General features: G+C 36.4%; 23 protein-coding genes. 8 read left to right on the top strand and 15 right to left on the bottom strand.

Going from position 1 to position 22852, the window contains the following annotated elements; genetic code table 11:
* Window positions 1-475: 475 nt before the first annotated feature.
* From MM239_RS16040 to MM239_RS15995, 10 genes are all read right to left on the bottom strand, one after another.
* Window positions 476-724 (bottom strand): hypothetical protein, encoded by a 249-nt coding sequence (locus tag MM239_RS16040; RefSeq protein ID WP_241349271.1) that lies wholly within the window; start codon window positions 722-724, stop codon window positions 476-478.
* Window positions 699-1481, bottom strand: coding sequence for a relaxase/mobilization nuclease domain-containing protein (locus tag MM239_RS16035; RefSeq protein ID WP_241349270.1), 783 nt, complete (start codon window positions 1479-1481; stop codon window positions 699-701). The genes MM239_RS16040 and MM239_RS16035 overlap by 26 nt, the downstream gene beginning before the upstream one ends.
* Window positions 1482-1567: 86 nt before the next feature.
* Complete coding sequence (locus MM239_RS16030) at window positions 1568-1759, bottom strand: hypothetical protein (RefSeq protein ID WP_241349269.1); 192 nt, start codon at window positions 1757-1759, stop codon at window positions 1568-1570.
* Between the two features lie 105 nt (window positions 1760-1864).
* On the bottom strand, window positions 1865-2743 hold the full coding sequence (locus tag MM239_RS16025) for a toprim domain-containing protein (RefSeq protein ID WP_241349268.1): 879 nt from the start codon (window positions 2741-2743) through the stop codon (window positions 1865-1867).
* A gap of 394 nt (window positions 2744-3137) precedes the next feature.
* The gene (locus MM239_RS16020) at window positions 3138-3386 is read right to left on the bottom strand and encodes a helix-turn-helix transcriptional regulator (protein ID WP_241349267.1); all 249 of its coding nucleotides are present in this window, start codon (window positions 3384-3386) and stop codon (window positions 3138-3140) included.
* Between the two features lie 79 nt (window positions 3387-3465).
* Window positions 3466-4128, bottom strand: a complete 663-nt coding sequence (locus tag MM239_RS16015) for a hypothetical protein (protein ID WP_241349266.1) — start codon at window positions 4126-4128, stop codon at window positions 3466-3468.
* A 194-nt stretch (window positions 4129-4322) separates the two neighbouring features.
* Window positions 4323-4658, bottom strand: coding sequence for a tyrosine-type recombinase/integrase (locus tag MM239_RS16010; protein ID WP_241349265.1), 336 nt, complete (start codon window positions 4656-4658; stop codon window positions 4323-4325).
* 64 nt (window positions 4659-4722) lie between these two features.
* On the bottom strand, window positions 4723-5376 hold the full coding sequence (locus MM239_RS16005) for a site-specific integrase (protein WP_241349264.1): 654 nt from the start codon (window positions 5374-5376) through the stop codon (window positions 4723-4725).
* Window positions 5377-5506: 130 nt separating this feature from the next.
* Window positions 5507-6886 carry a tRNA uridine-5-carboxymethylaminomethyl(34) synthesis GTPase MnmE gene (gene mnmE / locus MM239_RS16000; RefSeq protein WP_241349263.1) on the bottom strand — a complete coding sequence of 460 codons (1380 nt, stop codon included), beginning with the start codon at window positions 6884-6886 and terminating at the stop codon, window positions 5507-5509.
* 2 nt (window positions 6887-6888) lie between these two features.
* Window positions 6889-7338, bottom strand: coding sequence for a thioredoxin family protein (locus MM239_RS15995; protein ID WP_241349262.1), 450 nt, complete (start codon window positions 7336-7338; stop codon window positions 6889-6891).
* A gap of 226 nt (window positions 7339-7564) precedes the next feature.
* Between MM239_RS15995 and MM239_RS15990 the strand changes: the two genes are divergently transcribed.
* Window positions 7565-9001, top strand: coding sequence for an alpha/beta hydrolase family protein (locus MM239_RS15990; protein WP_241349261.1), 1437 nt, complete (start codon window positions 7565-7567; stop codon window positions 8999-9001).
* On the opposite strand, the gene ggt is transcribed toward MM239_RS15990, so the two are convergent.
* The 3 genes from ggt to MM239_RS15975 form a co-directional block, all read right to left on the bottom strand.
* Window positions 8968-10668, bottom strand: coding sequence for a gamma-glutamyltransferase (gene ggt / locus MM239_RS15985; protein ID WP_241349260.1), 1701 nt, complete (start codon window positions 10666-10668; stop codon window positions 8968-8970). The two genes, MM239_RS15990 and ggt, sit on opposite strands and share 34 nt — an antisense overlap.
* Window positions 10669-10672: 4 nt before the next feature.
* The gene (locus MM239_RS15980; protein ID WP_394801513.1) at window positions 10673-13036 is read right to left on the bottom strand and encodes a S9 family peptidase; all 2364 of its coding nucleotides are present in this window, start codon (window positions 13034-13036) and stop codon (window positions 10673-10675) included.
* Window positions 13037-13121: 85 nt separating this feature from the next.
* Window positions 13122-13454, bottom strand: coding sequence for an Hpt domain-containing protein (locus MM239_RS15975; RefSeq protein ID WP_241349258.1), 333 nt, complete (start codon window positions 13452-13454; stop codon window positions 13122-13124).
* 194 nt (window positions 13455-13648) lie between these two features.
* Between MM239_RS15975 and MM239_RS15970 the strand changes: the two genes are divergently transcribed.
* Window positions 13649-13825, top strand: coding sequence for a hypothetical protein (locus tag MM239_RS15970; RefSeq protein WP_241349257.1), 177 nt, complete (start codon window positions 13649-13651; stop codon window positions 13823-13825).
* Between the two features lie 52 nt (window positions 13826-13877).
* Entirely contained in the window at window positions 13878-14528 is a 651-nt protein-coding gene (locus tag MM239_RS15965; protein WP_241349256.1) for a DUF7255 family protein, read from the top strand.
* 117 nt (window positions 14529-14645) lie between these two features.
* Here MM239_RS15965 and MM239_RS15960 read toward each other — a convergent pair whose 3' ends face one another.
* Both MM239_RS15960 and smc read right to left on the bottom strand, forming a co-directional pair.
* A complete protein-coding gene (locus MM239_RS15960) occupies window positions 14646-15209 on the bottom strand; it encodes a hypothetical protein (protein ID WP_241349255.1) in 564 nt (187 codons plus the stop codon).
* A 448-nt stretch (window positions 15210-15657) separates the two neighbouring features.
* Complete coding sequence (gene smc, locus MM239_RS15955) at window positions 15658-19197, bottom strand: chromosome segregation protein SMC (RefSeq protein ID WP_241349254.1); 3540 nt, start codon at window positions 19195-19197, stop codon at window positions 15658-15660.
* Between the two features lie 69 nt (window positions 19198-19266).
* On the opposite strand from smc, the gene MM239_RS15950 reads away from it, so the two are divergent.
* The 5 genes from MM239_RS15950 (at window position 19267) to MM239_RS15930 (ending at window position 22782) form a co-directional block, all read left to right on the top strand.
* Window positions 19267-19791, top strand: coding sequence for a hypothetical protein (locus tag MM239_RS15950; RefSeq protein WP_241349253.1), 525 nt, complete (start codon window positions 19267-19269; stop codon window positions 19789-19791).
* A 78-nt stretch (window positions 19792-19869) separates the two neighbouring features.
* A complete protein-coding gene (locus MM239_RS15945; RefSeq protein ID WP_241349252.1) occupies window positions 19870-20364 on the top strand; it encodes a QcrA and Rieske domain-containing protein in 495 nt (164 codons plus the stop codon).
* Window positions 20364-20915: a YceI family protein gene (locus MM239_RS15940; protein ID WP_241349251.1), complete on the top strand. Its 552-nt coding sequence runs from the start codon at window positions 20364-20366 to the stop codon at window positions 20913-20915. The genes MM239_RS15945 and MM239_RS15940 overlap by 1 nt, the downstream gene beginning before the upstream one ends.
* A gap of 2 nt (window positions 20916-20917) precedes the next feature.
* Window positions 20918-21775 (top strand): DUF5777 family beta-barrel protein, encoded by an 858-nt coding sequence (locus MM239_RS15935; RefSeq protein ID WP_241349250.1) that lies wholly within the window; start codon window positions 20918-20920, stop codon window positions 21773-21775.
* A gap of 89 nt (window positions 21776-21864) precedes the next feature.
* The gene (locus MM239_RS15930) at window positions 21865-22782 is read left to right on the top strand and encodes a helix-turn-helix transcriptional regulator (protein ID WP_241349249.1); all 918 of its coding nucleotides are present in this window, start codon (window positions 21865-21867) and stop codon (window positions 22780-22782) included.
* The last annotated feature ends 70 nt before the right edge of the window (window positions 22783-22852 follow it).

Here is a 22852-nt window from a genome sequence, read left to right as displayed (position 1 = left end):
TGGATAAACCAACTTTAAAGCTGATTTTCGTACATTAACATACAAATACGCGTCAATACGCTACAAAGGAGCACAAGACTCCAAATACTTGAATATTGGTCAGTAAATAATGTACCTGAGTAGTTACCATCTAAATTGTAGAAGTTTATTTTCCGGCTAACTTTTCGTAGACCATCTCGCGTAACTGTCAAGGGTTCTTATACAGTTGCTGCTTTATCTAATTCTTCTATTTAATAGCAATTGTTAATGTGAAACTCGGGGATGTCCCTGTGGTATCGCGTGGAAATTTGCTTTTATGCATCAAAAAAAAGTAGCTTTTTCTCTGATGGCACTTTTGAACTCAAACACCAAAAAGGGTAGGTCATTTATCTAATATGCTGTCTGGAATTCTCTTTTCCTGATATAGCAATGGCATCGATAATACTAAAAAGGCTATCTTTACTAGGTTTGTCATGATCATATGAGACTCTTTCAATCATTTTTGACCCTTATTCAATAGACTTATCTTGAGATTTAAATCTCTCTGATTCATTTGAATACTCATAAGTTGACTGGACAAGGTCTTTTGACTTTTGATTAACTCCAATTGATTTTTCAGAAGTTCTTGTATTCCCTGAAGTAGATGCTCGTAAGCTATTCTGTCTTCTGGAGTCTCCTTTTGGATATCTTGATTTTGTTCGCAGATTTGCCTTGCTAATTTACTTACTGTCTCTAACTTGCTCATATTCTAGTGTTTTTGATACGTATCCCCATTTGAATTTATTTCCAAGTACTTGTCCATTTGCTGTAAAGCCATCGCATACATAGGGTATCCCACATACTCTTCCGGTACTCGCTTGGTTGAACAAGACGTTTACATCATTTTTTTTTAAATGCCTGATAAATGAATGGAGGTCTTTAGTTTGTTTTAATGCTTCATTTACCCTTTCCTGGAGAATCATTCTTTTTGATGGTTCTCCAGTTCTTAGTACCATTTCAATTTCATCCTTATTAGGCGCTTTGGTAGGATCTTCCTTACTGTTTCTTAACTCTTGAAGGTGATATTTCTTTTCAAGCTTTCTAACCATTTTTTCACTTCTTCTGAAATTGTTGCTATCTATTACAACTGTTCCATCAAATCGATTTCTAAGTGCCAAAATATGGCAATGAGGATGATCCGTATCATGATGCTGGAAAATGAAATAGGCATTATTGTCAAAGCCCATTTTATTCAGATATTCTTCAGCTATTGCCAGCATTTTTTCAATGGATAGAATTTCTTCCTTTCCAAAGTTTAAGCTTGTGTGATAAGTATTTCTGGCTAGTCTTGGATTGAGACTCTTCATCAAATCCAATTCTTTTTTAAGGATCTCTCTTTCAGTACTGCTAAAGTTAGTGGATAGAAGCTCCGCTCTTTTTGTGGTATCCTTTTCATGGAGTTTCTTGTAATTGTATTCGTAAGCTCCCATAAATGATTTTCCTATGGATTGCTTAGCGATCATTTATCAAATGTTTTATGATGTAGTCCAATTTGTTCGAAAGGCTGGCTAAAGCTTTCAATCGTTCGCGGAGAACTTCACGTTTTGAATTATACCGTTTGGCCTATTTGATTGATGTTGTTGCCTATCGGTTTTAATTCCACATAGGTTTGTAAATCCAATTTTGGAACTTTTGCTTTTGGAATCTTATTCTTGAAAACACAGGAACGAATAACATCAGTAGCAGGCAAATTGGACAGTTCAAATAAACTGGCCAATTGTCTTACTTCTTCATCATTCATTCTAAAACTGAATCTGGTTGACCTTCTTTCCTTTGTTAGTTACTTAGGCCGTGCCATCTTTCTTGAAATGAACAAAGTGAATTTTTTAATCTGAGCAAAGCGACCTTATCTGCGTATCCTAGGCTTTCTCTCTTTAACAAGCTTTTCGTTGAGATCCTTATGAGGAGTATAAAGCTTACTTTTATCTATACAATTGACATTGGCTTCCATAAGCCTTTTAGTCGCTTTCATACCTGCAACATCCCTGTCAAGGTATAGATTAACTGTTCCAAACTCACGTATAATGGGGAGTGCTTCTTTAATATTTGATAGGGAATTGAGTACTATAAATGATTGCGCTTTTTCATAAGTCTTATTTAGCTGTACATAACTCATCAGGTCAAATATTCCTTCAAAAACAGAAAGTGTGGCTACATTTTTTTCCTTTATTCCTGGGAAAAAACTTATGCCCTGACCTGAGCATCCTTTCCAATATTTGTTTCGGATTGACCATCCATTTCTATTTTCATTTCCTACACCAAAATAGTTTTTGTCATTAATTTCAAAATAGACTTCCTTGCAGAAATTCGAAGCCGTGGAAAGTGAAATTTTTCTTGAGATTAGATAGTCAGAAATAACCTTGTTTGTACCAATAGGTCTAGTGCTTGTCACACTTATTTTCGGTTTAATCTCTGCTTCCAGAAGAGGAGTATGCAGGTGAGGTGAAAGTGACCCAAGGTTCAAATCAGAAAGGTGGGAGAGGGCATCTTCTACAGCAAAGCTTGGATTCAATTTTAGTACAAGGTCTACCAGTGTACCGCCAGAATTGCTATCTCCGAAATCGATCCATAAATTGAGCCTATGGTCAACTTTAAAAGAAGCTGTTCTCTCTTGGCGAAAAGGAGAGAGGTAAAATGAGTAATACCTTAGATTTCTTTTGGGATAGATTCCAATTGAAGAAAGGTATGCTGAAATACTGATTTTATTGGCTTGTGTACAGTTCATGGTAATGAAAATTTCTCTAAACTAAACTGGGTTATAGTTTTTCCATTTGCTTTTTGTTGATCTAATTATGGTCTAATTAAATTAAGTATTTAGACTAGAATTAATTAGAGATATTTCTTGGTTAAATACTGCTTTGATAGTATTACCGATTCTGCAATCAGTTAAAGTAAATTTTATATAATGAACATAAAGTATTTTAAATCAATACAATATATTTTATTAAAGTCTTTTTTAACGAGTGCTTTTTAAGCTTTGATGATTGCTTATTTAATGAAAAGTTTTGCTTTAAAAACCTGAATTTGACCAATAGTCAAGTCTAGGGTTTCAGGCAATTTAAGCCTTACGATGTCTATTAGAATTTCTACTTATGTTTCCTTTTCATTAAGAATGCTTCTTAATTGATCTCGGCTAATATTATATGGGAATTTCGAAGAAGCCAATCATCATATTTTTTACGTTCAAAAAATAAAACCTTGCCGTTGGGTTTTGAGTAGGGGATCTTTCCCTGATGCACGAGCTTATAGATAAAGGACTTTTCGAAACCAGTGTATTCGCAAAATTCCTCCACATTCAAAATGTTTTTCAGTCCAAAAATAAATTTTTCAATACGATTGAGCTTGTTTAAGATTAATTCGTTTTCCATTGCTGTCATTTGTTTTGGTACATGCAGCAAAAGAATAAAAAGGTTAATAAAAAGTTTGAAAAGGTTAAGTTCTATTAACTTATTTATCTGAAAACTTAACCAATTTACTAAAAATTAGATTCAGTTCATCCTTTCTTTTAGGTTCATTGGTAGCTTTTGATTTTGAAACTCTTATTGATTCTTCTGTGGGCTGTTTATTCATTCGATCATGAAAAAAGATTCTCAGATATCCCCTTAAATCCAAACCGCTTATGTTTTCCTTTAAGCAGTCAAAAAAATAATGAGTTTGAATATTGTCCATTTTCATTTTAAATATTGGCACCTCTGGGTAATTTCCATTTTTGAATATTCGGATAAATCTTTGGCGATCAGCACTTCTAATGGCATCATCTAAATATTCCAAAAAGCCACATCTTATTAAGCTGTCAAAAATACTACCCAACGAATCTTCGTCAAGTAAGGATTTGAATTCATAACCTCTTTTTGTCACAATGTCTCTTACGAAAGGAATATATCTATTCTCAAAACCCTTCTTCCAAGTTAAATCGAGAAATACCATGCTGACAATAAAAAGGGTAATGAAAAGGCTGTTTAATAGGATGTCATTTAAGAATCTACCTGTCGATGGTGTTTTTAAAATGATGTAAATGCATAAGCCCATAACAGGAAGAAAAATAGAATAAAAAAATAGCCTAGGCTTTTCTACTTTCTTTTTTAAACCAGCGACATTTTTATCAAACATATATGCCGCATACCAATTAGGATATCTCCTAACCAACTTCCATGTGTAAAATAGGAGTATGCTAATCATACAAATTCCAGTAACCCATTCGAAGTAGAGGGAACTGGAATTCATGAACAAATACGTATAGATCGTTACCACAATAAAAATCAAGGCAGTAAAAGCAACAATCTTTAAATTTGATCCCCACATAATTAAAATTCAATATTAAGAACAGTTATGATATTGGCAGATTCTTTCATTTTTTCATCGACGAGCTTGGCATATATTGCAGTTGTCCTAATCTCTTTATGGCCTAATCTTTTCTGAACTGTAAATAGGTCTGCACCATTTTCCAACAGAAGTACGGCATTGGTGTGTCTTGCGCTTTGAAATGTAATGAGCTTGGAAATTCCAGCTCTGTTACACCACCTTACAAGTTCATTATTATAAACAGCACTGTACTTTAGACCTAAAAACACCCTTTCCTGAGGTAACTGACGTTCTCCCAATAAATCCCTAGCTTGTTTGGATATATAGAGGTATTCCATTACAGCTATTTTTTTCTCGAAAGTTTATTTTGAAGATATTGTTATCCTCATCTCGGACCTTGGATCAAATAAGACTATTGATATCAGACCAATTTAGACCTGTCAAGCATGAGAATAAAAATGCCCTTTTTAGAACTTTATATTTACTAGGTGTATTAGTGAGAGGTTGAAGTTCAGAAAAAGTCAAATACTCTCTTTGGCTTTCAGCTTGTTCAAAAGATTTAACTCTGCTAGCGTAGTTGATATTTAAGTAACCTTCTTCAAATGCACTTCTCAAGCAAGCCTTGAATTTATTGAAATAGGAGTGTTTAGAATTTAAAGAAAGGGGAAGATCACTTTTTGTATAGGCTACTTGTTCAAAATATAGTCTTACCTTTTTGGTAAAGCTATCATCGACTTCCTCAAAAATTAGACCTGGGCTTACGCAGTTTTTCAGATGAGCAAATGTAGAAGTCCAGACTCCATAGTTTTTCTCTGAATTAGATTTTTCCTCCATCTTCTCTTTAAAATAATCGAGAAAAGGTCTTTTAAGTTTAGATATATTCTTGACCTCAAATTTTCCTTGAATGTAGTCGCTTTTTCGGATGGCCAAGACGTTTTCTGTCAATTGGAGATTTTCCTTATTCTCTTTCCTTTCACTAACAGAGCTTGGACTACCATGAAGAGTAAGTTTCAAGAATTCAAAATCTCTTTTTTTTCTTTTTAACCTGATATTCATTCTTTCTAAACCCTTTAAAGTTGTACAAACTATGAATAAAAGTAATGAAAACGAAAATTAAAGTCAAGAAAAAAAAATTATAAATATCTGATTATCATACTATAGTAAAGTAAAGCATAAAAAAGTGAGGCTACTTCCCGATACAAAACTTACTAAAGATATTGGCCAATAAATCATCTGTCGTGATCTCACCTGTGATTTCTCCAAGAAAGTGTAGTGATCTTCTGATATCCATGGCGAGGAAGTCATTGGTGATTGCTATGTCGATTCCATTGAGCACATCTAGTAGTGAAGTCCTTGTTTTGACCAAGGAATCATAGTGGCGAATATTCGTAACGATCGTATTTCCAGTTTTGAATTTATCCAAGTTTACCAATTCTAAAATCTTTGATTTTAGATCATCCAAGTTTTCTTTTTGGCCTGCTGATATAAAAATTGTATCTGGGTGACTTGATTTTAACTCGTTGATAAATTGTTGATTAGCTTTGTCTATCTTATTTGCTACTTTAAGGAAAGGTACGCCAAGGTTTTCGAGCTTATTGATATCCCTATTGATCTCCACCATATCAGTGTCGCCGAGATCAAATAGATATAGGATCAATGAAGCCGTTTTCATTTTCTCTTGTGTACGGCTTACACCAATGGCTTCAATGGTGTCGGTGGTTTCTCTGAGTCCGGCTGTATCGATGAACCTGAATATTACACCACCAATGTTGATTTCGTCCTCTATGAAATCTCGTGTCGTGCCAGCGATGTCAGACACGATAGCTTTTTCTTCATTGAGTAGGGCATTAAGTAGGGTGGATTTGCCGGCATTTGGCTTTCCAGCAATCACGGTAGGTACACCATTTTTGATCACATTTCCCAAATCAAAGCTTCCTATCAATAGCTCTACTTCGCGGAGCAGTTTTTCTACCAATATTTGCAAATCATCCCTGCTCGCAAACTCTACATCTTCTTCTGTAAAGTCAAGCTCCAATTCTATCATAGAAGCAAAGTGAATTAATTCTGCCCTCAATTTGGAGATCTCACCACTAAATCCACCTCTCATTTGATTTAATGCAGCTTGATGTGAAGCTTCTGAATCTGAATGAATAAGATCTGCAACTGCTTCTGCTTGCGCTAGGTCAAATTGACCATTGAGAAATGCCCTTTGTGTAAATTCACCTGGCTTGGCGGGTCTGGCTCCTTCTCTAATCAAGAGTTTTATCACTTGATTGACAATGTATGATGATCCATGCGTAGATATTTCGACCGCATTTTCCTTGGTAAAAGACTTCGGAGCGATAAAAAGTGAGACCAATACTTCGTCAATGATTTTTTCACCATCTCTGATTGTACCAAAATGTATGGTATGTGACTCTTGATTTTCAAGATTTTTACCCTTGAAAATCCGATTACATATACGAATAGCATCTTTTCCTGAAAGTCTGACCACTGCTATTGCTCCCACACCTTGTGGGGTAGCCAATGCCACTATGGTATCTTCTTTTTCGTGTAACCTGAACATGTTTACTTACTAAATCTCTTCACAATACCATCCAAACCGTCAATAAATGGCTTTGGCTCACGATATCCAGGCAACTGTGTTATATTCTCCATGGTAGCATCCATGATAACAAAATTTGGAAAAGAAGTCACTCTCATGGTTTTGGCCATACTTGCTTCTGTATACTCTTTGCCTTTGAAGCTAAACTTTCTATCTGTCTTTTCAGCATGTAGTTTTACTGGGTAGAAATTTTCATTGACATAAGCAATGACTTCCGGATTAGTAAATGTCTCTTTGTCCATCTTTTTGCACCAACCACACCAGTCAGTATATACATCTACCAGTATCATTTTGGGATTGGAGTTGGTAGCTATAGCTGCTTCTTCAAAAGTCAACCACTTGATATCTTCTTGCGAAAATGCAGTAGCAGTTACTATAAAATATAAGAGGGTCAATACACTGAATTTTTTCATACTTCAAATTTAACAATTTCTATTTATTCCTAACGCTATGTCAAGTATTAGGGATACATAATTACCAAATCAAAAGAGATAACTACTGTGAGAATAAGGCCTCATCCAATAGCTCATTTCTAAGAATTCCAAAAGTTACCTAACTTAAAGTATTAATTATTTAATGAAAAATTTCAATATATTTACATCGAAAGCCTTATAAACCAATTCTAAAAACTTCATTTACATGGTAAATTTTACAAGAAGAATTTCATTGCTTTTTGGAATTTTGATTTTCAGTTTGGCAAATTCCTATTCACAAACAGCACAAGGAACTTGGAAAGGTGACTTAGCCGTAATGGGTCAAAAGCTACCACTTATCATACACCTTAATGAATCCAATGGAGAATGGGAAGGAACTATCGATAGTCCAAGCCAAGGAGCCATGGGAATTAAGATGAACAAAGTACTTTTTGATGGCATGATGCTTAGTTTTGAGATGAGTGTAGGTAATGCATCCTATGAAGGGGTAATGGTAAATGAGGATATTAAAGGGAACTTTTCACAAGGCGGAATGAAGCTTCCCTTGGATTTTCATCGTATTAAAGACGGCGTTGCAGATATGCTAATGCCAAGCAGACCACAACATCCTGTCGAACCTTTTGATTATGAGATTAAAGAAGTGAGTTTCAAAAATGAAACAGCAGCCATCATGCTAAAAGGTACCCTTACCATACCTACTGACAAAGATTCCTATCCAGGAGTAATTTTGATCAGTGGCTCTGGACCTCACAATAGAGACCATGAAATGATGGCACACAAGCCTTTTTGGGTCTTGGCTGATTATTTGACTTCGCGAGGCATAGCTGTGCTTCGCTATGATGAAAGAGGAGTAGGTGAGTCTACTGGTTCATTCGAAAACGCAACAACGATGGATTTCAAAGATGATGCAGATGCTGCCTTAGAATTTTTAAAAAAGCAAGATAAAATAAACCCAGGTCAGCTTGGAGTTATTGGTCATAGTGAAGGCGGATTGATCACTTGGATGCTTGGTGACACTAGGGAGGATTTAGCTTTCCTCATATCCCTAGCGGGTCCTGTTATGCCAATCACAGAAATGATGAAAAAACAAACTGAAGATATCACCCGTGTGGCTGGAGCGAGTGAAGAGATCGTTAAAATGTTGACAAATAGAAATCAAGAGGTTTATAAAATTATCGTTGATAGTGACAGCGTCGAAGAGGTAAAGCCAAAGATAAGAGCTTTATTCGAGCAGGAATTAAAAGAGCTAAATGTACCTGAATCTTTGTTTGAGTCAGAACTTGACAAGTTACAGCAGGCTTATGAAGCGAAACTTGATCTATGGATGATGAATTTTTTGAAAATGGATCCGATTACCTATATCCAAAATATTGATATCCCTACATTTGCAGCTTTCGGCGAGAAAGACCTACAAGTCAACGCAGCTCAAAATGCCAATAGATTATTAGAAATTTTTGACCAAAAGTCAAATCTACTTACTTTGAAAGTTTATGAAAACCTGAACCACCTGTTTCAAGCAGCTCAAACTGGGGCCATAGATGAGTATGCGAAAATAGAAGAAACGATAAATTACTTATTGCTCGAAGATATCACGGAATTTATATTGAATCAAAACCCAACAGCCGCATCATCACCTCTATGATCGGCACCACCTTCTAGCTTTCCACTTGGTAGTCTCAGTATAGCATCTACTTTTCCTATGATAGGAGAAGGAGATTCATTGATTAAGTACCCTTTCATTTTCAAAGCATTGAATGTTTCTTGGGTAAAAACATCCTTTTCAAATCTAATTTCGTCAGGAAGCCATTGGTGATGAAATCTAGGGGCATTGACTGCTTCCTGCATACTCATATCAAAAACAATTACATTAAGGATAGCTTGAACTACAGAGGTCATGATGGTAGATCCTCCTGGAGTTCCTACTATCATAAGAATTTCACCATCCTTTTCTACCAAGGTTGGAGTCATAGAACTTAGCATTCTTTTGCCAGGCTCTATTCTATTTGCTTCAGCCCCAATAAGTCCAAACATATTAGGAACTCCGGCTTTTGCAGAGAAGTCATCCATTTCATTATTTAGGAAAAAACCCAATTCCTCCACATACAGTTTGGAGCCAAAAGCACCATTGAGGGTAGTGGTAATGGCCAATGCATTCCCAAACTGATCCATGATAGAGTAGTGGGTCGTTTCATCACTTTCCTGAAAGTTGATTTGCCCCTGAGAAACATCGGATGATTTTGTGGCAAGCTCCCAATCGAATGTCTCCATTCTTTCTTTCAAATAATCTTTATCCATCATTTGGATGGTAGGGATAATATTGAAATCAGGGTCTCCCAAATAATAATTTCTATCTGCATAGGTCCTTCGTTCAGCTTCGACCAACACTTGAATGTAATCAGGAGAGTTGTGTCCATATTTCCTCAAATCAAACCCTTCTATCATGCCTAGAATCTGAGCAATCGTAACACCACCACTGCTGGGAGGTGCCATTGATGTAATGGTATAGCCTTGAAAATCAAACTGTATTGGGGCCCTCCAAACAGCTTCATAAGATTCCAAATCTTCCATAGTAATTATTCCTCCTCTTTCAGAAAGATAATTGACCAGTTTTTGAGCTGTTTCACCTTTGTAGAACTCATCTTTGCCATTGACAGCGATTCTTCTAAGTGTTGCTGCCAATTCAGGATATTTGATTGTATCACCAGCTTGATATGTCTTAGCAAATTTGGAATCAGGGCCATTTACTTTTGTTAAGATCGCTAAATTCCCCTTAAGACTCGCAGCTTGTCTTTCGGTTACGACCACACCTTTCTCTGCTAAAGAAATCACATGAGCAAGTATTTTCTCAATGGGTAATGTTCCATGCTTGCGATGCACTTCAAAAATTCCAGCGATGGTTCCAGGAACTCCTACAGCCAATGCACCTGTGGTACTGAGGCTTGGAATAACCTCTCCATTTTCATCCAAATACATGTCAACAGTTGCTGCCTGAGGGGCTTTTTCTCTATAATCGATAGAACCAATCTCTCCATCAGCTTTTCTGTAAACCATAAATCCACCACCTCCCAAGTTACCAGCAAATGGAAATGCTATGGCAAGGGCAAGCTCAGTAGCTACCATGGCATCAAAAGCATTTCCACCTTCTTGTAAAATCATAACACCTATCTCTGAGGCCTCTTTTCTTGCAGATACCACCATCGCCTGATCTGAAATCAGACCAACGACACGAGTATCTTCTTTGATCGGACTACAGGATGCTATCAAAATACTGCATCCTAGAAGGTGGTGAATTAATGGTTTCAAATTCATTATATTAGTCTAAAAGTGTATCGTTGAAAAGCTTAAGTATCCTTTTGTATTCATCTGTCCAGCTACTTGGCTCTACAAATCCATGATCCTCCACTGGATATACAGCCATTTCCCAATTGTCTTTGCCAAGCTCGATTAGTCTTTGTGCTAGCCTGACAACATCTTGAAAATGTACATTGACATCTATCATACCATGCGCTATCAATAGATTTCCTTTCAATCCTTCTGCAAAATAGATAGGAGAGGATCTCTTATATGCTATAGGGTCATTGAAAGGTTCGTTGAGGATATTTGAAGTATAGCCATGATTGTAATGAGCCCAATCTGTGACAGAGCGTAATGCTGCTCCAGAGGTAAAGGTATCCGCAGCATTAAATAAAGCCATCAAGGTGATAAATCCTCCATAGCTACCACCATAAATCCCTATCTTTCCTGCCCGAACACCATGCTGAGAGATCAAGAAATTGGCTCCATCTACTTGGTCTGAAAGATCTTTTCCTCCCATATGTCTATAAATGCCAGTTCTCCAATCTCTACCATATCCCGCAGAACCTCTATAGTCAATATCTAACACGGTATACCCAAGGTCTGTTAGGAGATTGTGAAACATATATTCCCTAAAGTAACTTGACCACCACTTATGAACATTTTGTAAATAACCTGCACCATGAACAAATATCACCGCTGCTCCATTACTCTTTGCTGGATCTGGTTTGTATAACCTTGCTGGTACATTAGCACCATCTTGTGCCTTGAAAGTTACCAATTCAGGATCTCTCCAATCATAAGCTTGAAATGCCTCACTTTGACCATTAGTCAATGGCTTGGCTTCTGATTTGATATCATTGGTTTTAAGGTATAATTCCCATGGCTTATTACTATATGAGTAAAGTATCGCAATATGTTTTTCATCAGGTGAAAGTGACACATCATTGTTTCCTGTCATGGATGTCAATTTATCCATCTTACCACCCATCACAGGCATTTTGTAAAAATGTCTCTCTCCAGCATGTATTTCTGATGTGGTCAGATACCAAGACTTCTTATCCTTAGATAAAAATGGATTAAATACCTCAAACTGACCACTAGTCAAAGCCTTTTTTGATCCTGAATTTACATCTAAAATGTACAAATGGGAGTACCCAGTTTCTTCAGATTGGAAATAGATATGCTTGTTGTCTGGTAACCAGCCTAAAGTTCCACCGCCGTAAGATGATCCAATACCTGGTCCTGCTACCCAAGCTTCATCTCTCTGTCTATCTAGTACTTGGAGAGATCCACTTTCAAGATTGAGCTTTGCGATCCATCGATCTTTATTGTCATCAGACCTGATGTTTACAATCGCATGTCGACCATCTGGGGAGAATATTGGCGAACCCAAAGATATACCTCTCTCTGTCTCTTCCCACTCTTTGTCGGGGTAGTCACTAATATAGTCAGGCAAATCTTTGATTCCTTCCAAATCTGATGTATTGACTTTGTAAACTTTTTCATTTTCAATATCATAAATGAAAAGTTCTACTTTCGAGGCTTCGTCACCAACTTTTGACCTGGTATTCAGATCAGTCGTGTAGCCTGAGGCATGAGTGTAATCAGGGACTACAGTTCTTTTATTGTCTGCTCGGGTGTATTGGAGAAAGGTTGCATATTTTTGATCTGGACTCAGTTGCAAGCTCATGGCTTGGTTGTTTCCCAAGTAATGTGCGAACTTTTCTTTATCGGCTATGGCCTCTCTATAGTGCTTTGAGGCTTCTTGGGCTTCTTGACGTTCTTTTACTACTTGAAGGAGTTCGAGATTGTCATTTTTTAACCATGAGTCTCTATCACTTAGTTTACTTTCATCTTTACCGGCAGGCTTATTTCCTGATTTGAAATTCGTTTTTTTTTCAATTTTCCCAGTCTTCAGTGATAAGACATAGAGGTTGTTAGACATTTCAAAGCTTACGAAATCTTCATTAGCTAGAAATCTTGGTGAAGAAATGCGATCACCTAAACTCAAAATGGGTTTTCTAGAATCACTTTCTAAGTCATACAAAATGATGCTACCTTCCTCTACAAAAAGCTTTTTGGTTTGGCTAGAATTTGAATTGGTAAACCTAGGGATTTGATTTTTTTGCTCTTTGAGACTTACTTTTTCAATCTTTCCAGTAGCATTGACATTTATTTTGTATAATGAATCTGACGGATTACCTTCTGGATTATAATTAAAGTAAATTGTTTTACCTTGCTCATCCCAATTCACATTTGAAGGGAAGTTACCCATCCATTTTGGATCTTGCATGATATGCTCCACACTCAATTGTGCTTGTGCAAACCCATTGGTCAAGGTTATTAACATAACCCCGATTAATAGTTTAATTTTCCTCATATTATAGAATGCTTTTTTTCAATTATAGGCATTTCAGTCCAAAAATCTTCTAAAAGTGTATAAATGGTTAATTGTATACAAGAACTTATAATTCTGCTAAAAAATCTTTTAATTCAAATTCAATAATCTCCAAGTCCTTTTTTAACAAGTCGTAAGTTGGTCTTGAATTTTCTAATTCTTCTTCTATGCTTTCTAAAAGTTTTCTGGTTTTGATGGCACCAATATAACTCATACTTGGCTTAGCTTTATGGCATTTCCTTTTGATTATGTCGTATTCCTTGGAGTCATAGTACTGATCCATCTCTTTGAGATCCTGAACATTAGTATCTATAATGATTTGCACCATTTCCTTAATCATTTCCACGTCATCATCTCCAAAAAATTGATAGATGGTCTGAGGAACTACAATGTTATACATAAATTTGTGGTTTGAATAAATATAATTGTGTTTTGCAACTAAAACAACTTAAGTCATACAATCGAAATTTAGAGTTTTTTTTGTTAATCAGCTATTTTATTTATTCTTTTTAGTCAAATTTCATAAGTTTTTTTTGTTGTTATAGCTTAATTTTGTGAAAGAAGAAACTATTGGCATTAACCTAATCTAAGAAGATGAATAGAAACAAAATCGTATTTCTAATTTTAGCAGTTTGTTTTCTAATGGCCATGCTTTGGATAGGCTATGATATTTCAACACGAACCACTTTCCCAGGCTCAAAAGGTAACTTAAAAGAAAGAATCACATCAGGGGAGGCGGATTCTTTGCAAGTCAATAAAAAGGAAAAATAATTCATTTTCTTGACTTAAACCCAAACAAATTGATTTTAAAAATTGAACCATTGTGCATCAAATAAAAGTAGATAATCTAATAAAAATATTAAAAGAGTCTGAATTGGAAATAGAGGAGCTCTTCTCACTTACGGTTAACCCAGCGTATGTAAAAGGAAAAGGAGAAGAAATACTCCATGAAACTTTGCAATTAATAGGGGGTAATGTAAAGCACCTTCCGCTATTGGAACACCTTAAATTTGATTTTAAAATCAAAAGGAATCTATTTGTTTATGATGATCAAGTTCACTTTAATAGATATAGGCTAAGTACTTTTAAATCATCACTTTATGAATCATTTTCTTATAATTGGATAGAAGGATATAAGAGAATGTGTAGAACTTTCGAAAAGGAATGCTTGAAATCTGGTCTCCAATCTAGGGTTTGGGAAGGTCCACCAATAGCAAGCCGACTTTTTGGAAAAGCAGAGGAGGCTGGCGATCTTTCTGGAAATGGCTCATCAGGATGGAAATTGAACGCATATAATGATGCACAATATGATCTTGTGAGTAGACTCCATGGCTATAAGTTGATCAGAATACCACTTTATGAAAATTTGATGATAGGAGGTAGTTTGAAAAAAATTGATGATCTCTTACTTAATCCTAAAGAAGCATCATTTCAGGCTATCCATAATTGGTTGATACGAAAAATGGACAATTGATTTAAAAAAATAGCCACATTAGCATAGCTTGATTATTCATCATTCTTAATGCTTCTGTGGCTATTGCTCATTTAAATTAACACCAATTGTTAATGCCTGCTTTGTTAGCTAATAACATTATTTTTTGATCTCTTGTAGGATTTCCTTGGCTCCATCAATGCTACTGTTGAGTGCAGATCGGACAGCATCTACAGATTCTCCACCGATTTCTTTAGCTGCATCTAATGCGGCAATTACCGCATCCTTTGCGGCTGTGACTGTATCACCACCAACTTGCTTAACACCATTTACAGCACCTTTGACAGCTTCGACAGCTACTTCAGCAACATCTTCACCAAGATCCTTAGCCGATTCTATGGCTTGCTTAACGCTTCCTTGAACTGCATCCTTTTGATTGACACCAGAGTCCATAGCTCCTTGGATGGTACCATTCACGATTCCCTTCACTGATTTGACCACAGAGACACCTACATCAGCTACTCCCTGAAATGCCCCCGAAACAATAGATGCTGGAACTTGTAGTCCTTTTACGACTAGTTCACCTGTACCTTTCAAAGTGGTCACAGCAACATTTTTTACAGAATTTGCTAATACACTTCCTGTATCAGCAGTGCCTTGCAGGGTAGCTTTCAAGCCTCCCTTGATTCCGTTTACTACATTAGAAATGATAGGTACTCCCATATTTTTATGTTATTTTGGTTAGAATGAATTGTTAATTTAATATTTTATCATCTAAAAATGAAATAAATTAGTGAAGAATTTTTCAAGAATGGTTTTTTTCTTAATTAAATTAACCAGATTAGGTATAGGGATCCCTTTCAGGGAAGTGATGTTTTAGATAATTTACTTCATGGAGGAGCAGTTTACCTGTCAGTGAGGTATTCGGTTTAGTATTTGTGCTTGTCTTTCTGGGTCATGTGACTCGTGATAGTCTCTCCTTCAAAGGCTGAAGTCCTTTTACACCTCCAACCCAAGGAAGCGTCTTGGGTGTTGGGTGTATTAGTCGTCATTTTAACATCCGCCCTGAAGGGGCAGTAAATAGCAAGGTACCGTACCCCCAGCTGGATTATCGTATGGTTTTTCGTAATACCATAGTCTAGATAAAAAAATCCTTCTACTCTTAATACTTTTAAACCAATTCTCTAAGATCTACAGGGACTACACGAGATACGCCAGCTTCTATCATTGTAATTCCATAGATGATATCTGTGCTTGCCATGGTTCTCTTATTATGAGTGACGATGATAAACTGTGATTCTTTTGAGAAGGTCTGTATGATATTGTTGAATTTATCAATATTGGCATCATCCAGTGGAGCATCTACCTCATCAAATATACAAAAGGGTGCAGGCTTCAGAAGGTATATGGAGAATAAAAGGGAAGTAGCTGTTAAAGTTTTCTCCCCTCCGGATAGCTGATTGATGGTCAGCGGTCTTTTCCCCTTGGGCTTGGCCATGATCTCTATAGCGCTATCCAAAGGATTGTCTGGATCGACAAGCCTTAAGTCACAATCATCTTCTTTGGTAAATAGCGATCTAAAAACCTTCACAAAGTTCTCTTTGATCTTACCAAAAGCATCTAAAAATGTTTCTTTGGCTACTTCATCGATTTCTTTAATGGTTTCTATCAATGAGTTTTTAGCTTTGATCAGGTCTTCTCTTTGGGTGGTGATGAAAGTATGCCTTTTTTTAATTTCCTCATAAGCTTCCATTGCCATAGGGTTGATTGGACCAATTTTTTCGAGCTTTTCTTTATTCTTTTGGACAATCAGCCTAATTTCTGCATCATCCATAGCGAGGTAATGTTCATCCACTGCGGGGTTTTCCTCCATGAGTTGATCAAGGTCAATTTCAAACTCCACACTCAATCGTTCTTTCATAGAGTTCAGCTTCAGCTTTACTTCGTTTAGTGCCTGAGTCAACTCTTGGATGATTGTATCTATTCCCTCTTTGCTTTTTTGGAGTTCTCTGATTTGTTTATCGCTGATGTCAATTTCACCACGAGCCGCATAATAGTCCTTCTCGGCTTCATTTACACCTTTTTCTATGCTTTCTTTTTCAGCATAAAGTTCTATCAGTTCGTCATCCTTGATCTCATTGTTATCAAGCAAAGACCTTACTTCTTGATCTATTGAACTTTGTTCAACCTGGGATTTTTCAATTCTCTCTTTACTACTCTCAAAGGCACTTTTTTTGAAACTGATCTCCTGTTCTAAGCTCGTAACTTTATTATTATGTTGGTGAAAAAGTATGTTATCTTGATTGAATGCCGCAGATTTTTGACTTAGAAGTTCTGATTCGGTTTGGAGTTGGTCATTTAAGGACTCAAGTTCTGTTTCCAAATATTCAAACTTAGCCTTTTCATCTTCAAGCCTAGGATTGATATCATTGAGGCTGTTTTCTAAATTCTCAATTCTTTCTAATATGTCTTCTCTCTTGTTTGCATTGGTGGAAAGCATTTCTGCTAATTGCTCTTTTTTTGTCCTGATAGATACGTACTCTTGGTTGACCTCGGAAATCTCTGCTTGAAGTCCTTCTATCGGAAGCTTATAGCTTACCTCCTTGAGTTTCAAAAGATCTGTAAGCTTACCGTCCAAGTTTGACCTAGTTTGACTTACTTTTTTGCTAAGTTCTTTGATATCTTTCTCAAGTTTCTCAAGGTTTTTTGCTCTACCTATTCTTTTTCCCTCAAAAAGCCCAACAGAACCACCTGAGATACTAAACTTCCTTTTAGTAAACTTACCACTTTCTGAAATGAAAATACTCTGTTGATCAGTGGGGAAATCATTGAATTCTCCTTTTACTAGATATACATCATCCAAGATAAAGGAAATGAGCTTCGCATACTTTTCATCATATTCTATGATTTCAGTAGCAGGTATTGCGTTAGGGAATAGCTTTGTTTGGGAGGACTGAAATTTGTCAAAATCAGCCAATACAAAGAAATTTGCTTTACCTCTTGCTGCATCACTGAGCAAATTAACAGCAGCAATAGCTTGTTCTTGCGTCTCAACGACATAATAATTCATATAGCCTTCGAGAAAATTCTCAATGGCTACTCTAAAATTCTCTTCCGTAGTCAAAATATCTGATAAAAGAGGCGTGTCTTTGCTCCAAGATGTATTTTTCTTCAGGAACTTAATTGCTTCAGGAAAACCTTCTAAGTTTTCGACGAGGGATTTTGTTAAGTTAAACTCATTTTGCTTTGCATCTAGCTTTCTGGATGATTGGGTTACTTCTTCCCGTATCATTTCTATCAGCTTGTTGAGCTCTTCTATTTTCTTATTATGATCTTCTTCTTTAGATTTAAGCCTGGCAAGTTCTTCCTGTTTTTTGTCTAGCTCATCTTTCAAAAGAACAAGTTTATCTTCAAAATCAGCCAAATTGGCCTCTTGAGAGTAATCGTCAGAAGCAGTTTTTTCTAACTCTTGCTTTAGGGTAGAAAATTGAATCTGCTTGATTTCTTTATCTTTCGATAGCTGATATACCAAGTCTTTTTTTAATGCAAACTCCTTGTTAAATTCTTTTTGCTTCTCTTGTATCTCTGCATGAGAAGATTTTTGATGTTCATAGTCAGTTTTCAACTGCTCTATCGTGAGTTCTTTTTCAGCTAAAATCTTTCTGGCTGATTCTAGTTCTTGCTCCAATGATCTGATACTAAATCCTGCTCGATCATTTGACTTTCGGTCAGCGTCTATTTGCTCTCTTAGTTTCTGAGCTCTATCTTCCAAAAACCTAAGACGTTCATTTTTTATTTTTTTGTCAGACTCAAATTGTCTGATTTTATTGACATGCTCGTTAAGTGTTTTTTGCCTCGTGCTTAGTAATTTTTCCTTTTGTATCAGATCAGCTTTTACCTGCTCTAGCATGGATTCCTTTTCAGAAACCTTAGCACTTAGCATGATTTTCTTATCGTTTTCTTGTTCTATTTGCTGATGAAGCGCTATCAAGGAATCACTATGCGAAGCAACAGATTTTTTTGCTAAGTTGATACTTGCTATTTTATACTCCTGCTTGATTTCAAAATACTTAGCTGTCTGTTTGGCTTGCTTTTCTAGGCTTTTGAGATTTTTATCAATTTCAAAAAGTACATCTTCCACACGATCCAAATCACCATCTGTATCTTCCAGCTTTCTTAAGGTTTCCTTTTTCCTTGCCTTGAACTTAGAAATCCCAGCAGCCTCTTCGAAAAGATCTCTTCTTGAATTGTTTTTATCATTGAGTAATTCCTCAATCATTTTTAACTCAATGATGGCATAGCTGTTGGAATTGATACCCGTATCCATAAAAAGGTTAGTGATATCTTTAAGCCTACAAGTCACGCCATTGAGCAAATATTCACTTTCGCCACTTCTATAATATCTCCTGGTGATGGTCACATGAGTATATTCAGTAGGGAGTAAGTTTTTGGTGTTTTCGAAGGTTAGAGAAACTTCAGCAAGATTGGTTGGTTTTCTATTCTTTGTTCCATTAAAGATCACATTCTCCATTTTATCAGAACGAAGCATCCTTGATTTTTGCTCACCAAGAACCCAACGGATGGCATCTACTACATTGGATTTTCCGCATCCATTCGGCCCAACCACACCAGTAATTCCCTTATCAAAATGAATTACCATTCTGTCACCAAAACTTTTGAAACCTTTTATCTCTAGCTTACTTAGGAGCATCCTTCCACCTTTAAAATTTGAATAGATAGCAAATTTATAACTATATTAGATTCATCAAAAAGAAAAATCGTGGATAACATAGGAAACGTCATATATGTAGTTGCTGTAATCATATACTTTATATACACAGCTATAAAAAAGGGGGGCAAAGGTGCTGCACAGCCACCAACAACTACAGAGGGGCCAACTGAAGATCATCAAAGGCCTCAGTCTTTTGAGGACCTACTCAGAGAGATCAGAAAAGGCCAAAGGGAAGAGAAAAGAGATCTTGAAAAAACTGGTCAAGGAGATTCACACATTCCTCACCGGAGTAAACCCATACAAACAAGTTCAGACAAGTATGATGGAGAAAAAAAATATGCATCAGCTTTTGATAAGTATTCAGGCACAGTGAGCAATCATGAGGTTCCCAAGCTTCAGACACTTGATGAGCAGGTTAGACTTTCTTCAGATTTGATAGGAATAGGCACAGTAGGAGAGGATATAGACAAAAAACAAAAAAGTGCAAATCGCTACAAAAAACTTTTGCAAGACCCTCAAAATGTAAAAGATGCTGTTGTATTGAGTGAAATTATGAATAAAAAATATTTTTAAAGTCTTAGTCCAAATTTTTCTCATTTATAATGGTAAGCCTACTCATCCAAGAGTAATTTTTACATCGTAAATGTGGACATGGAAAATGTAAACAACTTCAAAAGCGGGAGACTTAGTCAAGCAAGACGTGAGTTTCTAAAAAAATCAGGGGCAATCACCATCATGTCGCTTTTTGGAGCGAATTTTTTCACATCCTGTGGTTCGGATGATGATACTCCTGGTGGGGGAAATACGCCAGCCACTCCCCAAAATGGAATTACTGTAAATGAGGGAACTGTAGTAATTGACCTTAGTCAAGTAGCTTCATTGAATGATGAAGGAGGATGGATATTGATCACTTCTGCAAGGATGCTTGTCATCAATACTGGAAATGGCTTCAATTCATTAACATCGGTTTGTACACATTCCAATTGTGATAGAAATTGGTCTCTAAACAACAACCAATTCGTTTGCTCATGTCATGGATCAAGGTTCACGACCAGTGGAGCAGTAGTCACAGGTCCCGCTACACGACCTTTGCAATCGTTTGCCAATAACAGATCTGGAAATACCCTTACTATAAACAGAAGCTAATGAAAAGGTTATTACAACTTATTGTCATTTGCTTGATCATCACCCAAACAGAGGATGCTTTCGCACAGGTGTACAAGACTGAGACGGGTAAAGCAGAGTTCCTGTCGAAAGCTCCTCTTAATGAATTTGTCGGTACATCCGATAAGTTGAATGGTTTGATTGATTTGGACAAAAACTTGGTGGATTTTTTTATTGACTTGAATACCTTAAAGACAGGTATTTCATTGCGAGATAAACACATGAGGGAAAATTACCTAGAGACGAAGAAATATCCTTTTGCAGAGTTTACGGGGAAGTTTAAAACCATACCAAAATTTGATCAAAAAAGCCAAGAGGAGGTTATTGTACTAGGGGTTTTCAAAATACATGGTGTGGAAAGGAAAGTAGAAATACCAGCTACCATCCAAAAAACATCCAACAATAATGAAGTGGCTTTTCAGTCTAAATTCATCATTAAACTATCTGATTATAAGATAACTATACCTAAGGTGGTTTTTTATGAACTAGCTGAAGAGCAAGAAGTTACAATTTCAGGAATTCTAAAGAAATAATTATGAATATCAGAATTTTACTATTGCTTTTGTTTTTTACCCAACCGGTATCAGCGCAGCTCGAAAGAAAGTTGGCCACAGAAGATACAGAAGTGGATTTGATATTCCACGCACCTAGACATATCAATTTACTGACTGTCGAACCAATGGAAAAAAAAGATTTACATTTTGCTATCATGCATACTTTTGGAACTTTGGATGGTGGGATTAGAAATCTTTATGGATTAGATAATGGAGCAAATATTCAGTTTAGTTTTGAGTATGGAGTCAATGATAAGTTCTCGATAGGGGTAGCAAGGTCAGGTTTGGATAAGTTTTACAATCTTTACGGTCGCTATCACTTTGTTGCTCAGCGCAGTGATAATAGAATACCCGTTTCTATTTCCTTGATGGGAGGCGCAGGTGTCAATACATCAGATTACAGTTTTCTTCCAGCTGGAAATCCAGAATTTATCGATAGGACAAGTTATGCAGCTCAATTGATGATTGCTAGAAAATTCACTGACAAATTGAGCTTGCAAATATCACCCTCTATGGCATATTTTGTAAATCCACTGGACGTATATCAAATTCAAGGTGATCAGCAGCTGTACCTTGCAGTGGGGATAAGCTCCAAATATAAGATTACAGGAAAGTCTTCCTTGACTTTTCAATATATCCCAAACCTGAACAGCGATTTGAGAAATAATCTAGGACTTGGCATAGATGTAGAGGCAGGAGGACATGTTTTTCAGATGTACTTTGTTACTTCGCCAGCGCTCAATGAGCAATACTTGTTAGCAGGTGGCAATGGTGTTCCAGGGGAAGAATTTAGAGTTGGATTTAATGTAAACAGGATTTTTGCAACAGGAAAGAGATAATGCAAGAAATATATGACAATTGATGTCATTAAATATACAAAAGTAAATGAGCTTTGCTATATTGAACCCTTGATTCAAAATACGAGGAAATGGCAAAAGCAGGAACAGTAGAGCAACAAAAAATTCTAAGGATTTTTAAGCTAATCAATTTGATGAGATCTAATATTGGAAAACCTGCTCATAAATTGGCGGAGAGTCTTGGTACTGATATTAGGACTATCTACAGGTATTTTAACCTGTTAGATGCCTTGGGATTTCAGGTAATCAAAGAGCACTCTAAGTATAAAATTGTTGACAGGGTACCTTCACCTGGTAGCTACAGTTATGGGACTTTTTCGGATGAGGAAATTGCATTTGTGGGTGGTCTTTTGAAGAAGTTCTCTAAGAAAAACCTGATGAAAGACAGCATTTTACAAAAAATAAACTTAAGGTCAGATTTTGTACAGAACGTGAACCAACTTTTCAATGCAAACCTAGGCAGGTTTGTAGATTTACTTTCAGAGGCTATCAAGTCCAAAAATCAGGTTGTACTCAAAGATTATTATGCAGCTACGAGTGATACCCTTTCGGATAGGTTAATAGAGCCCGTCAAGTTCAATAAGAATTTTGATGCCATACATGCATTTGAAATTGAATCACAGCAAATGAAAATATTTAAGATAGAAAGGATAGGAGAGGTGATGTTAACTGCTAAGCCCTTTGAATATGAGGATTTGCATTCAGAACTTGAGCAAGGACTCTTTGGGTTTTCAGGCAAAAGCATTTTCTACGTTCATTTACTTCTCAGTAAGCGAGCATACCAGTTGATGATGGAGGAGTATCCAGAGGCTAGGCAGTTTGTTTCTATCGAAAAATTCAAAGATTATCATTTCAAAGGTGAAGTACCGCAGTTACCTGGGTTGGCAAGATTTATTTTAGGTTTACCTGGAGAGATTATTGTTTTGGAGGGGAAAGAGTTAAAAGAATATCTTGCAGCACAAATAGAAAAGATGAGGTTTTGGGAATGAGATTGGGCGGAAAGTGAGCTTAAAAAACGGGTGTTTTATCTCAGGTTTTTGAGTTGTCATTCAGACATCA

The organism is Belliella filtrata (assembly GCF_022549775.1).
Lineage (GTDB): Bacteria > Bacteroidota > Bacteroidia > Cytophagales > Cyclobacteriaceae > Belliella > Belliella filtrata.
Note: the sequence above shows the minus strand (reverse complement) of the source record. Positions and strands in the feature narration are given on the sequence as shown.